This window comes from Colwellia sp. TT2012, assembly GCF_001440345.1.
Lineage (GTDB): Bacteria > Pseudomonadota > Gammaproteobacteria > Enterobacterales > Alteromonadaceae > Colwellia.
The window spans coordinates 193,374-206,675 of sequence record NZ_LJYX01000021.1 but is presented as its reverse complement, the minus strand read 5'-3'; the positions used below and the strand labels follow the sequence as shown (position 1 = coordinate 206,675).

The window sequence follows — 13,302 nt, the reverse complement described above, 5'->3', positions numbered from 1 at the left end:
GATTGTTTTTTGTAGACACTCGGTTTCCTTAATTATTAAAACGTGAGGTTAATGTATTATCATTGAGACTAGCTAAAATACGCTGAAAACTCGCTAGGCGAACAGGGTTTATTTTTTCATTCATTCCCGCGGCTATTAAGGCACAGCCGAGATCGGCTTGATGTTTACAATCTCGAAATTTACATAGACCAATATAATCCGAAAACTCGATAAAACCATGGCAAACTTGTTCAGGGGTTAAGTGCCATAAACCAAACTCACGAATACCCGGAGAGTCAATTAAATCACCACCCTCAATAAAGTGATATAAGCGTGCCACTGTGGTGGTATGTTGCCCTAAACCTGAGTTTTCTGAGACTTCTTTTGTTAATACCCCTAATTCAGGCATTAAGGCATTGACTAAGGTTGACTTACCTACACCAGACTGACCGACAAAAATACTGGTATGTTCAGCAAGTTGTAGCTTTAGTTTCTCAATACCGTCAAGAGATATGCAACTGGCATAAAGCACTTGATAGCCAATATCATGATAGATTTGTAATTGCTTTTTGATTGCGGCTTGTTCGTCGGTGGAAATACTGTCTAACAAGTCAGTTTTGTTGAGTACGATGACAGGGGTAATACCGGTCTGTTCAGCCGCGACTAAATAGCGATCAATAATATCGCTGTTAAAAACCGGTAATACCGAAGAGATAATCAGAATTTGGCTGATATTAGCCGCGATAGGTTTTACCCCATCATAAACATCGGGGCGACTTAACACGGTATCACGCTCATGTACTGCTTCGATAATGCCGGTAATACTATGCTGGTTTTTTGTACCTAGACGCCATAGCACCTTATCACCACAGACGAGGGAAGCTATCGAACGGCGTAAATTGCAGCGAAAAATTTCACCCTGGTTATTTTCAACGTCGGCGTGCTGACCAAAGCGACTAATGACCACTCCTTGCTCAGGAGCGCCGAGGTCGCCATCATCCCACTGCACTTTATCTTTACTTTTAGTGTTTTTCCCATGCAGCTTTTTATCATGATTAGCTTTAATACGTATTTGCTGACCTTTGGTCAGTTTTTTTAATTTAGACATGTAAATTATTCATACTATTTAATTTGATCCAACTTAGTTCTGGCGTATTATACTAACAATTATATATGAATGCTGTGCATTTTTTTAAGGGAACTTTATGGCGGGTAATGACAGTAACTTAATTTGGCTTGATTTGGAAATGACGGGACTCGATCCTGAAGACGATGTTATTTTAGAAATTGCTATTATTATCACTGATAGTCATTTAAATATCTTAGCGCAAGGGCCAATATTTGCCATCAGTCAAAGTGATAAAGTGCTAGATAATATGAACCTATGGTGTATTGAACATCATGGTCAATCTGGGCTTACACAAAGGTGCCGTGATAGCGAGGTAAGCTTGGCGCATGCCACCGAAAAAAGTGTGGCTTTTGTGAAAAAATGGGTACCGCAAGGTAAATCTCCTATGTGTGGTAATAGTATCGGACAAGATAGGCGCTTTATAAATAAGTATATGCCTGACTTCGAAGAGCATTTTCATTACCGTAATCTAGATGTTAGTACTATAAAAGAGCTGGCTAGGCGTTGGAAGCCAGAAGTGCTAAATTCCGTGGTTAAAACCGGCGCACATTTAGCACTCGATGATATAAAAGAGTCTATTGCCGAGTTAAAAGTTTATAGAGAACTCTTCTTCAAACTATAGTTTTAACAGACAAAAAACTAAGGCACAAAAATTATATAGCGTAATTATCGTGCCACCTTTCTTTTTGAGTAAGCCCAATGAAAAATATAATCAGTTATCTAGTGCTTTTTGCACTGAGTATTTGCCAAACTAATGCCAGCAATGCCACGAATATAGCTAAGAATCACAATAGTGAAGAGCAAAAATTAGCTCGTATTATTCAAATACATGAAGAGTTTTATCTACAAGCAAGTCCTTTTAATCAGCCTGAGGTAGGTGGTAACAATGCTAAATTACCCAACCTATCAGCAGAGACTTTATTAGGGCAATATCAACAGCGCTTGGCTATATATCAGCAGTTAATTACCCTAGATGATGAAAAATTAAACCAAGATAATCAGATTAATTTATCGGTACTCACTTATAGCCTAAAAAACCAGTTAGATAGTTACACTAACAAAGAACATTACATGCCACTCATGGCCGAGTCAGGTTTTCATGTTTGGATAGCCAATATTTCCACAAAAATTGATTTTAAAACTTTGGCTGATTACCAAGATTATTTAGCACGTTTAGCGGCATTACCACACTATTTTTTACAGCAAACTCACTGGATGAAAGAAGGACTGAAATACGGAATTAGCCAGCCTAAAATTGTTCTTACCGGCTTTGAGCAATCTATCTCCGCTTATATTAAAGAAGATGTCACTGAGAGTGGTTACTATAAACCGTTTCATAACATGTCTACCTTTATTAAGCCAAGCCAGCAAAAAGATTTACAGCGACAAGCTAAGCATATTTTGAGCACTAAAGTTATGCCAGCATATAAAGCTTATTATGACTTTATGGTGAATGAATACCAACCCAATGCCCGAGATAATATTGCCGCCAGCTCTTTACCAAATGGCGAAGCCTATTATCAAAATAGGTTGAGGCATTATACCACCTTGCCTATGACAGCAGTGCAAGTGCATCAACAAGGTCTTGCAGAAGTAAAGCGTATACGTGCTGAAATGGAAGCTGTTATTGAGCAAGTGAACTTTGATGGGACTTTTGCCGACTTTGTGCAATTTTTACGTACCGACCCTCAGTTTTATGCCACCACGGCACTTGAGTTATTAAAAGAGGCTGCTTTTATAGCTAAAAAAATGGATGCTAAATTACCTGCGCTCTTTAAAACACTACCAAGAACGCCTTATGGTGTTATGGCTGTGCCGGCTAATATTGCCCCCAAGTATACTACGGGTCGATATGCGGGTTCATCTAGAGATGATCAGCCAGGTAACTATTGGGTTAATACTTATAGGCTTGACCGTCGACCACTTTATGTCTTAACCGCACTAACACTCCATGAGGCTGTGCCAGGTCATCACCTGCAAATTTCTTTAGCTAAAGAAATGGTTAATGTAGCAAAATTTCGTAACCGTACTTACATTTCAGCGTTTGGCGAAGGTTGGGGCTTGTACTCGGAATATCTTGGCATTGAGGCAGGCATGTATGAAGACCCCTATCATAATTTTGGTCGATTAACGTATGAAATGTGGCGAGCGTGCCGCTTAGTTGTTGATACCGGTATACATACTCAAGGCTGGAGTAGAGCGCAAGCCATTGATTTTTTAGCGAGTAATACTGCTTTGTCATTGCACAATGTTACCACAGAAATAGATCGCTATATCTCTTGGCCAGGGCAAGCATTGTCATACAAAATGGGCGAATTAACGATTAAACGTTTGCGTAAAGCAGCAGAGCAAGCATTAGGAAAAGATTTTGATTTAAGAGACTTTCATGATCAATTGCTCAAGCATGGTTCTATGCCATTATCTATGATGGATAAAGTCGTTATGCAGTATATCGATGAGCAAACTGAACAAAATAAATAAGCTTATTTATCTCAGGGCATAGCCAGATTTACCTTAGGTAACTTTCGGCTTAAACACGTCCCTTAGTGAGGTGATTACTGGGGTAATAAAGCGATACGATCAGTTACTTAATTGATAATCAATCAGTAATTTAAAAGTAACTTGTCCAGTTAATGAGGAGTTTAACTAACCTTAAGAAATTAAGGGAGAGGGAGCACGCAAAGAAAACGGAAGAAACAGATAGTAGAATATCGAATTAAGATAAGCCCCCACTATATCTAAACTTGGTAGTCCCGCTATCATAGGTTTCCCTTTAGACCGGTAACTTTGCGTCTCTAACTTTCATTAGATTTGCCCTTATCAAGCTGTAAAGCTCAACTTCATTATAGGGTGAATTATATAAATGTAAACCGAAAAGGCTACTTTTGCTTAGCTTTATAGGTTAAAAATAGTAACAAATACTATTGGATAACTTTCAATGGTTTTTTTTCAATCACTAACGGTATGAATATGACTAATTGGCAGTTGTTTTCTTTGATAATATTGACGTTTAAACGAGTCATATTGTTTTCATTATTTACAGTTAATGCTTATGCTCAGCCTTCTTCTGAGCAAATCATATTGAGTAATCAAGTGCTGAAACTGCTAAAAGTCAATAGTGAAAGCCTTAATGCTGATACGGTAAAAAAGCTATCAGAAAAAATTCTTGATAACCGCAAAAATTACTCCAATGATATCCTAGCCAAGGTGTTTTTACTCGCGGCTAATGTGGCTAGCAATCAAGCAAATATCAACCAAGTACATGACTTTGCTCAAAGTGGCTTATCGGTCAATAGTAGGGATAAAAAAATAAAGTTGTCGCTTTTGTTAAAACTTGCGGAAGTTTATGTTGCCAGAGAAAAGCATCAACAGCTACTCATTCTGATTCAAACGGCAGTAAATAATAGTGAATATAGCCGTAATATAAAACATCAATTACTATTGCTTAGTTATCGTAGCGTCGCGTTTGCTATGCTGGGAGAACATCAAGCTGCTTTAGCTGATTTACAACAAGTTGCACGAGGAATTAACAAAAGTGAATTGACTGAACATATTGAGTTATTAACTATTTTGTCCTTGGTCTATCATCACTTGGGTGATTATCAAACATCATTGACTATGCAGTTAAAGGTTTTGAAATTAAGGTTTGAAATGGGGCTATTGGACAATCTGGATCAAACCTATTTATATTTAGGCTATGCCTATTTCTACTTACAGCGCTTTGATGATGCTTATAATGCTTTTTGGCAGTCTAAAAGCTATGCTGAAAATAAGACTGCGCCAATTAGTGCTGCTTATGCCAGTAAAGGTTTAGGTATTGTTTTAATTTCTCAACAGCAGTTTCATGAAGCCATTGAATCACTAGAGCCAACTATTGCTATATTTAAGCACAATGACATGCTTGATGAACAAATTGAAAGTATGGTCGCTTTAGCCAGCGCAAGGTTAGCAATGGCACAAAATAGTGCCGGTTATGCACTGTTAGTTGAGGTATTACGATTACTGGACGGTGAAGATATTTCCTTAGAGTACGCTGGCTTTTATCGTATGGTTGCCGAGATGTACCTTGCTGATAATAATTATCAAAGCGCTTACCTCTGGCGGGAAAAACATAGCAAGGTACTATTAACTAAACTGAAAGATATGAAAAAATCTGCCACTTTAGCTCATGGGTTATCATATTTAATTACCGACCCACAGGCAATCGTTGAGCCTTTGCATGAGTCAACAAAGTTGGCAGTTAAATTAGCACAAAACAGTGAGCTATCGAGTAGTTTTGTTGGTAAATACCAAAAGCAACGCACCATTATTATTAGTTTATCTGCCCTGGTTTGTATATTGTTGATTACCTTACTTGGCTTTTTCTTGAGGTTAAAAACACAACGAATAAATTTAGCCTATGAAGAAATTGAAAAACCGAGTTATATCATGACTGGGCCGATGCAAACTAAATTTGATTATCAATTGGCTTTTAAAAAAGCCCGTAAATTTCAATACCCCTTGAGTGTCGGCTATCTAGTGGTAGAAAACTGGCAAGAGTTGACTTTTCATTTCAATAATAAAAGCATTAAGGAAGTAACTAAAGATATAGCCAGCTTAATCAATGAACAATTAACTGAGTTTGATTACGCTGGCTTACTGAATCAAGGGGAGTATTTATTGATGTTTGAACACGTAAGTAGCGCGGAGGCGCATATGAAACTGGATAAACTGGTACAAGCCTTAAATAGTCGAGCCTTTGCTAATTTAGGTCGTTTTAGCATCACAATGAAATATTCATTAAAGACGCCGGACTATAAAGATATTGATCCCTATCTATTTTTGGCACATATAGCTGAATCTGTTAACATCAAGCCAGTTAATCAGTCTAAGGTGTCTTAATGTTTTTTGTTTTAATTATAACCGCTGCCTTTGTAGTGATTAGTATCTTTTTTTTCCTTCGCGCTGAGAAGCTACAGCGACAGTTAATAAGCCAAAAACGCGACAGTATAGCTACCCGCAAAGAAAATAAAGCCTTAGTTGACTCTATGATACTCGTTGCTACCCGAGGTCAAGAATTTGCTAAAGCTAGATTGGCAAGTTTAAAAGTGCAGGCAACAGCAAGTGAATATGAACAGCTCATCATACACCTTGAGTTGATTAGCCCATTAATCAATAATTACAGTATTATTTTTAGGGAATGCCTGAAAGGAAAAGGCCGCTTTAAAGCGGTAAGCCAAAAGTGTTTTGAAAACCATGATAGTGTGGCTTATAATAAATTTGTCGCATTAATCGTTACGGGTGATAAACAACTACAGCGTTATTGGTCCAGTGACAATTTAAACGGTTTTCTTTTTTTAGTTGAGGCATTACTAACTACTGATGAGAGTAATAATGTATCATCAAAAAATAAAAAAAGTGTGTGCATCTCTTAAGTTTACTGCTTAAGTAATTAGAATTTCTGTACAAAAGACTCTATTTTTATTAGGCTGGTTTTTTTATTCGTAATATTTACCAGGATGGGGTGTGGTTAAATATGAGTCGTTTTAACGCCAAGTACTTTTTTTTATTTATTGTTTTTATCGCCGTAGTAGCCCTGTCAGCCCTATTTTCCCAGCTTTATCGAGAGCAATTACCTATGGGCTTAATGGCAATAACTGGCTATATTGTTGCTATTATTATCGCCATTACTCTCGCTTGGCTGCTTACTCAAAAGCTCTTTAGCTCAGACACTAGCAATACTAGCAATGAAACTATCAGTGTCGAAGAACTCTTTAGTTATACCCATGATCCCGCAACTAACTTACCTACCGCCCAACAAGCATTAAAAATATTTACATCTGCAATCAAAGCAAGTGTAGGGCAACGTTATGCTGCTGTGGTATTCCAACCTATTAATTTTCAACAAGTAAATAGTTTATTAGGCTATCACAATTCAGATGTTTTATTACTTCAGCTTGCTTATTGTTTGCGACAAAAAATAGTTAACAATAAGAAATTATTGAACTTTTCTCATAACCTTGAGCCAGTCCGTATTGCTCGCTTGCAAAGCTTACAGTTTTTAGTGGTATATAATTTAACGGATAGTCGCTTCGATGATAAAAGTATGTTGAATGAGTTGTGTCAACAGCTTGGTGATGCAGTTCCTGATGCTTTGAGCTTTAAAAGTTTTTCTTTAAACTTTGAACTGGCCTTTGGGCTCGCCATTTCGGGAGAGCTTGGTAATAGTGTTGAAGAGGTAATTGCCCATGCGGGTGACGCATTACTCAACGGACTACAATCCCAGCAAGTGATTAGTTATTTTGATAATAGTAGTGTTTTATATACACAAAGTCAGTTGGCGCGGATGGAATCACTTCGTCAAGATATAGAAGATGAAAAGTTGTTTTGCTATTTAAAGCCGCAAGTTAATATAAATAATTACCATATTGTTGGTTTTCAATTAAATGTGCATTGGTATGAGCAAAGTAATCATAAACCACTTGAACTGTCCGACTTTTCAACGCTCGCAGAGCAAAGTGGCGAACTGTATCGCCTAACAAAGTATATGTTTGAGCAAGCTTTCACCACGCTTGATACTTTACACCGTATTGGTGTCTATCAGTGTATTTCCGTCAGTTTAGTGAGTGAAAATTTGTTTGAAGTCGATTTAGTTGACTTTATTGAAGAAAAGCTACAACAGCATGGCATAGCTGGTAAATATTTAATGATTGAGCTGAATGAGCAAGTTATGCTTAATGCAAGTCAGCGGGTAAAAAATATAATAGATCAACTTAAATCATTAGAAATAAAAATCTCTATTACTAACTTTTCTGGCAGTTATGAATCATTACGATATGTCCGTAAAATGGCCATACATCAATTAAAGGTAGATTGTCAGCAATTAAGCAATGACAGTAGCAATCGAGTAGATAAGGCCATTACCAATGCACTTGTTACCTTAACACGCAGCATGAAAATCCCACTTATTGGTACTAACATTGACCGGCATGATGCCTCGAAAGCTTATATAGCTATGGGCGGAGAGTTAATTCAGGGAGACATTATTCACCCAGGAGTGGTACCTGAGGAAATAGAACTTTGGCTAGAAAATTGGTACTTACAGCACCCAGAATCAATTCCACCCAAAGCTAAACCGTCTATTTATTAAACTCATCGACTTATAGGATTAAGGTTGATGCCTTAGCATTAGCCCTGAGGTCATTCAATATCTAGCGCTTCAGGTGACAGTATAATTCCAGTATTATCGGCATAAATATGGTCATCAGGTAGTATAGTCACGCCAGCAAAGTTGATAGCAATATCAGTTTCGCCAATACTTTGATCACTTGCCCCGACAGGAATTGCCACGAGTGCCTGAATACCTATATCTATGTCTTCTAAAGCATCAACATCGCGAACACTACCATTACAAATAATACCTTCCCAACCGTTGCTAGCCGCACACTGGGCAATATTAATATCAATAAGCGCACGGCGGGTTGAACCACCACCATCAATAACTAGCACCTTTCCTTTGCCATTAAGCGTCACTAACTCAGCTATCAACCCTAAATTTTCAAAACACTTTACCGTGACAACTTGGCCAGCAAATGAGCTGAAACCACCATAATTACAAAAAATAGGATCAACAACATCAATTAAATCGGCATAAAAGTCACATAATTCAGAGGTGTTATATTGCATGCAAGCTCTCTTTTTATTTGAAGATAATATTCAAGATCAGTATATATTGTTATTAATAAAATAAAACCTATTATATATTTAGCGGGTATTACTTGAATTAAAGGGTAAAAGCCTTTTTAATAGCACGACCTTTGCCTACTAAAATCTCAATTCATTTTTCGACAACGGCTGGCTTTAAGTGGATCTCTTGATAGTTATGATTAAAAAATTCTTATGATCGAATATATTACACCACGGACTTTTTTATTCGCGACACAAGCCGTAGTTTTTTCGGTGTTGTCATTTGTCTTTGTTGTTTACTATCGCACTTTCTTGCGTAAATATGTCATGTATTGGTTAGTCAGCATAGCCATGTTAAGTCTTAGCTATTTTCTTAAAGCTTTTATCCCCTACACCAGTGTGGATTTAGTCAGTAATAACTTGCACTTTACCGCAGAATTTATTCTGCAAACTTGTCAGTATTTGTTTTTGTTTTTTCTGGTGCTGGGTGTGTTTAATGCTAAAACGAATAAAGAAATCCCTAATAAGATAACAATAGCTGGACTGAGTTTAATTATAGTTGTCTGTTTAACCACAACACTGTGGTTTGCTTTTGACCCCAGTCAGGCTTTTAATCATTCTTATTTAACTATTAGCCTGCCTAGTTTTATTTTTGGTTGTAGCTTTATAGCTTTAGCCAGTTACCTTTTATTTGATAAAACAAGTTATTTTTCTAGCCAAGTATTAATGTACTTTACTGCGGTTATTGGTGTTCGTTATTTAATCCATTCTTTTATTTCTATTGTGGCTTTAGCTGAGCCTTGGTTTCGTCAGTTAGAGTTTTTTTTATTATATTTCGATGTTGCTGCTCACAGTATACTTGGTTTTATTTTACTTGTTTGGATGCAAGGAGCGGAGAGGTTTGCCGCTATAAATGCCATTAATAGAGCGCAATACTTAGGTAAACATGACTCGTTAACCGGAGCACTCAATCGCGAACAAGTAATGGCTAAGTTATCCGATAAAATACATGAGCTAAGCCAAGCAAATAAAACTAATAAAAATCAGTTAAAACTGTCGGTTTTCTTAATCGATATAAAACAATTTAAATTTGTTAACGATACCTACGGCTTAAAAATAGGTGATTATATTCTAGGGGAAATTGCCAGCAGACTTAACCACAGTGTTTTTATGCCTCATGCGGTAGGGCGCTTAAGTGGTGATTCTTTTATGTTTGTTATTGAATTCGAGCAGGCTTCCCATGTAGATAGGGCGGTAAGCCATATCCACGAACTTATTGAACGAACCTTTCGTTATGAGCAGCAAGAGATATCAATCCAAGGTAGTATTGGTTACTGCTTTTACCCGGATGATGGGGATAAAGCAGAGGAGCTTTTGCAAAAATCTAACCTTGCCTTGCATCATGCAGAAACCAATAATATTGCCACTGTCGCCTTTGAAGAAGGAATGCAAGCACAGGGACGGCATTTGTTGATCATGGAAAAGCAGTTAAGAGCAGCATTAGAACATGATGAATTTATTTTATATTACCAGCCGCAATTAAACTTATTAACAAATAAACTCGAAGGTGTTGAAGCATTAGTTCGTTGGCAGCACCCTGAGAAAGGCTTGCTTGCTCCGAGTGAATTCTTGAGTGAAATTGAAGCTTTGAATATGCATAATGAATTTGATAATTATATTTTAGCCAAGGCTTGCCAAGCGAGTGAGCGCTGGTTCAATTTATACCAACGTCGTATTGCCATCGCGGTAAATATAACGGCTATTGAATTTCAAAATGAGCAACTGGTCACTAATATTCAAAATTTATTGCATAAATATAGTATACCTTCTAGCTATTTAGAATTAGAAATCACTGAAAACGTGGTTATGACTGATATTGCCCGAGCAATGGACAGCATTGTTAAATTACAAAGCATGGGCATTAAGGTTTCAATTGATGATTTTGGCACGGGTTATTCATCTCTGGCTTACTTACGAGAGTTACCTATTGATAAAATAAAAATTGATCGTAGCTTTATTCACGAGGTGGCTATTAATGACTCTGATCTAACTATAGTTAAGTCTATGATAGACCTTTCACACGGTTTAGGTAAACGTGTCTTAGCTGAGGGTGTTGAAACTGTCGAGCAACTTAACCTATTACGCCATTTAGGCTGTGATGCTGTGCAAGGCTACTTTATTAGCAAGCCCTTGCCTGAAGATGAACTGGTACTTTACCTTACAAAAAAATAACGCTAGGACAAACTTCTTTATAACCCATGAAAGCCATATTATCTCTTATTAACTTATATCCAGAAAACGATTAATTTATAGAAAAATTAGCCATAAATTATAAAGTTGTCAATTTAAGTGAAAATAAATTAAAAAAAATCTATACTTACCGATACAGTCTATACTAGACAAAGAAATAACCTAAGTAACACCTCCTTTTACCACCCTGTGTTTTGTATTGTTATCGTGGGAGGTGACTTTTTGCTCCTAGGTAAGCTGAAAATTGCTTCTGGATAAGTACACTTTTCGTTCTTTTTTTTCTATTTAAGTTCATTTTTAAGGTTAAAATCTATGCTTATAAAACATAAACTAATCGCCAATACCACAATATTAGTACTCGCAATGAGCCTAATGTTAGTGTTATTAAACTACGCAAGCTCATCGTTACAACACGATATAACTATAGCAAATCACATTGGTAATATTAAAACTTCAGTCTTAGAGTTGAGGCGAGATGAAAAAGATTTTATTTCCCGTAAGGATTTAAAATATTCTGAAAAATTTAATAAAAAAATAGGCAAGGTACAACAGCAGATCACTGCCTTAGCAGAAGGTTTTACTGAGGTTGGTTTATCCGTACCTGAAATTACCAGCATGGAGGGTATTCTAGCTCAGTATCAAGTTCAGTTTAATAGCCTAGTTTCTTTACAAAAGAAAATAGGCTTAAATGCCAAAGGCGGCTTATATGGAGAACTTCGCACAGCGGTTCATGACGTTGAAAGCCTAATTGGGAAAAATAACTATCGTTTGCGCAGTGAAATGTTACAGCTAAGGCGTAATGAAAAGGATTTTATGTTACGACTTGATGATGAATATGTCGATAAGCTGCAAAGCAATGTTAGTAAACTACTAGCAAGTGTGCAAATCAGTGATTTTTCATCAGCTAAAAGGCAAGCCGTTAGTAAGTTAATTAAAGTATACCAAAGTGCTTTCTTAAACTTAGTGGCCGTCCAAAAAGAGCTTGGTTATGATAAAGATATGGGCACTATGGGTAAAATGCGTAATATGGTACATAAAGTAGATAATGAGCTTTTACGGGTAGTTAATATTAGCGACGTTATTGTAAAAGAAAATATTATTTTTGTTAATACGCTGGCATATAGCCTTTTTAGTGCGGTACTTGTGATCGCTTTAGCAAGTGCTTGGTTTATAGGGACGAGTATTTTAGGACGCATTAATAACTTACAAACCACCATGAATAAAGTTGCTCAAAGTAATGATTTAACCACTGAAGTTGACGTTAGTGGTGGCGATGAATTATCGGATATGGCCGAGGTATTTAGCCACATGTTAACCAACTTCCGTTCACTTATTGTGGAAGTTAATCACTCAGTAAATACCCTTAATTCTGCAACGGGCAGCTTGGCTGAAAATATCTACAATGCTAATGAAGGCGTGGAAACCCAAATGCAACAAACTGATCTTGTGGCAACCGCCGTCACCGAAATGGTGGCAACTATTGATGAAATTGCGACTAACACTCGAGAAGCCGCTCATAAAGCAGAGATCACAAATAATAATGCTGAGAAAGGTAAGGCAGGAGTAGAGCAAACCATAGATAGAATCGGTCAGCTTTCCGCAAAACTTTTAGACTCAGAAAATGTGGTCAAAGAGTTAGAAAAAGAAAGTATCACGATTGCCTCGGTCTTAGGTGTTATTCGTGGCATTGCCGAGCAAACTAACTTGCTTGCGTTAAACGCAGCCATTGAAGCGGCAAGAGCAGGAGAGCAGGGTCGAGGTTTTGCCGTGGTCGCTGATGAAGTAAGAACGCTAGCGAGTAGAACACAAGACTCGACTCAAGAAATTGAAACCATTATTAGTTTATTACAAAAACGTACTCAAGAGATTGTTTTGTTAATGGCGGAGTGTCGAAGCCAAGGAGAAGAGAGTGCCGAGCAAGCAAGCTCTGCTGGTGCTATGTTAGATGAAATAACCCAAGATGTCGCTTTGATTATGGATATGAACAGCGCTATTGCTACGGCTATTCAAGAGCAAAGTACCGTTGCCTCAGAAGTTAACCAACACGTAGTGATGATCAGAGATGTTACCGAAAAATCCGGAGAGTCAGCTAAGCAAAATGAGCATATGAGTGAAGAGTTGTCCAAGCAGGCGCAAGTGCTAACTAAAGAAGTCAGCCGATTTACTGTATAGCTCACGCCACTATACGACTTAAATAAAAATGCCCTGACTGTTTGGCGTCAGGGCATTTTTATCGGGCTTAAAACATAAGCTCCGAATTGTATAGATTAAGCCATTTA

The 13,302-nt window shown here is 37.3% G+C and carries 9 protein-coding genes and 1 riboswitch; of the genes, 7 read left to right on the top strand and 2 right to left on the bottom strand.

Annotated elements, in window-relative coordinates:
* Positions 1-28 precede the first annotated feature (28 nt).
* Positions 29-1,087, bottom strand: a complete 1,059-nt coding sequence (rsgA, locus tag ASU03_RS14940; protein WP_057832583.1) for a small ribosomal subunit biogenesis GTPase RsgA — start codon at positions 1,085-1,087, stop codon at positions 29-31.
* Positions 1,088-1,184: 97 nt separating this feature from the next.
* Here rsgA and orn point away from each other — a divergent pair, with 97 nt between their 5' ends.
* The 5 genes from orn to ASU03_RS14915 all read left to right on the top strand — a co-directional run bounded on the left by orn (position 1,185) and on the right by ASU03_RS14915 (position 8,237).
* A complete protein-coding gene (gene orn, locus ASU03_RS14935) occupies positions 1,185-1,730 on the top strand; it encodes an oligoribonuclease (protein WP_057832582.1) in 546 nt (181 codons plus the stop codon).
* A gap of 77 nt (positions 1,731-1,807) precedes the next feature.
* Positions 1,808-3,589 carry a DUF885 domain-containing protein gene (locus tag ASU03_RS14930; RefSeq protein ID WP_057832581.1) on the top strand — a complete coding sequence of 594 codons (1,782 nt, stop codon included), beginning with the start codon at positions 1,808-1,810 and terminating at the stop codon, positions 3,587-3,589.
* Between the two features lie 262 nt (positions 3,590-3,851).
* A riboswitch (cyclic di-GMP riboswitch) is annotated at positions 3,852-3,934 on the bottom strand.
* Between the two features lie 198 nt (positions 3,935-4,132).
* Entirely contained in the window at positions 4,133-5,989 is a 1,857-nt protein-coding gene (locus ASU03_RS14925; protein WP_231731597.1) for a tetratricopeptide repeat protein, read from the top strand.
* Complete coding sequence (locus tag ASU03_RS14920; protein ID WP_057832579.1) at positions 5,989-6,522, top strand: hypothetical protein; 534 nt, start codon at positions 5,989-5,991, stop codon at positions 6,520-6,522. Before ASU03_RS14925 ends, ASU03_RS14920 begins: the two co-directional genes overlap by 1 nt.
* A 101-nt stretch (positions 6,523-6,623) precedes the next feature.
* Positions 6,624-8,237, top strand: coding sequence for an EAL domain-containing protein (locus ASU03_RS14915; RefSeq protein WP_057832965.1), 1,614 nt, complete (start codon positions 6,624-6,626; stop codon positions 8,235-8,237).
* A gap of 50 nt (positions 8,238-8,287) precedes the next feature.
* Here ASU03_RS14915 and rraA read toward each other — a convergent pair whose 3' ends face one another.
* Positions 8,288-8,773, bottom strand: coding sequence for a ribonuclease E activity regulator RraA (gene rraA / locus ASU03_RS14910; RefSeq protein ID WP_057832578.1), 486 nt, complete (start codon positions 8,771-8,773; stop codon positions 8,288-8,290).
* Between the two features lie 213 nt (positions 8,774-8,986).
* Between rraA and ASU03_RS14905 the strand changes: the two genes are divergently transcribed.
* Together ASU03_RS14905 and ASU03_RS14900 are read left to right on the top strand one after the other, a co-directional pair.
* Entirely contained in the window at positions 8,987-11,005 is a 2,019-nt protein-coding gene (locus ASU03_RS14905; RefSeq protein ID WP_057832577.1) for a putative bifunctional diguanylate cyclase/phosphodiesterase, read from the top strand.
* Positions 11,006-11,335: 330 nt separating this feature from the next.
* A complete protein-coding gene (locus ASU03_RS14900) occupies positions 11,336-13,195 on the top strand; it encodes a methyl-accepting chemotaxis protein (protein WP_057832576.1) in 1,860 nt (619 codons plus the stop codon).
* Positions 13,196-13,302: the final 107 nt, after the last annotated feature.

What these genes read in the sequence shown, in the direction of transcription:
- rsgA (WP_057832583.1), bottom strand. Translation starts at nt 1,087, where the DNA reads ATGTCTAAATTAAAAAAACTGACCAAAGGTCAGCAAATACGTATTAAA.
- orn (WP_057832582.1), top strand. Translation starts at nt 1,185, where the DNA reads ATGGCGGGTAATGACAGTAACTTAATTTGGCTTGATTTGGAAATGACG.
- ASU03_RS14930 (WP_057832581.1), top strand. Translation starts at nt 1,808, where the DNA reads ATGAAAAATATAATCAGTTATCTAGTGCTTTTTGCACTGAGTATTTGC.
- ASU03_RS14920 (WP_057832579.1), top strand. Translation starts at nt 5,989, where the DNA reads ATGTTTTTTGTTTTAATTATAACCGCTGCCTTTGTAGTGATTAGTATC.
- ASU03_RS14915 (WP_057832965.1), top strand. Translation starts at nt 6,624, where the DNA reads ATGAGTCGTTTTAACGCCAAGTACTTTTTTTTATTTATTGTTTTTATC.
- rraA (WP_057832578.1), bottom strand. Translation starts at nt 8,773, where the DNA reads ATGCAATATAACACCTCTGAATTATGTGACTTTTATGCCGATTTAATT.
- ASU03_RS14905 (WP_057832577.1), top strand. Translation starts at nt 8,987, where the DNA reads ATGATCGAATATATTACACCACGGACTTTTTTATTCGCGACACAAGCC.
- ASU03_RS14900 (WP_057832576.1), top strand. Translation starts at nt 11,336, where the DNA reads ATGCTTATAAAACATAAACTAATCGCCAATACCACAATATTAGTACTC.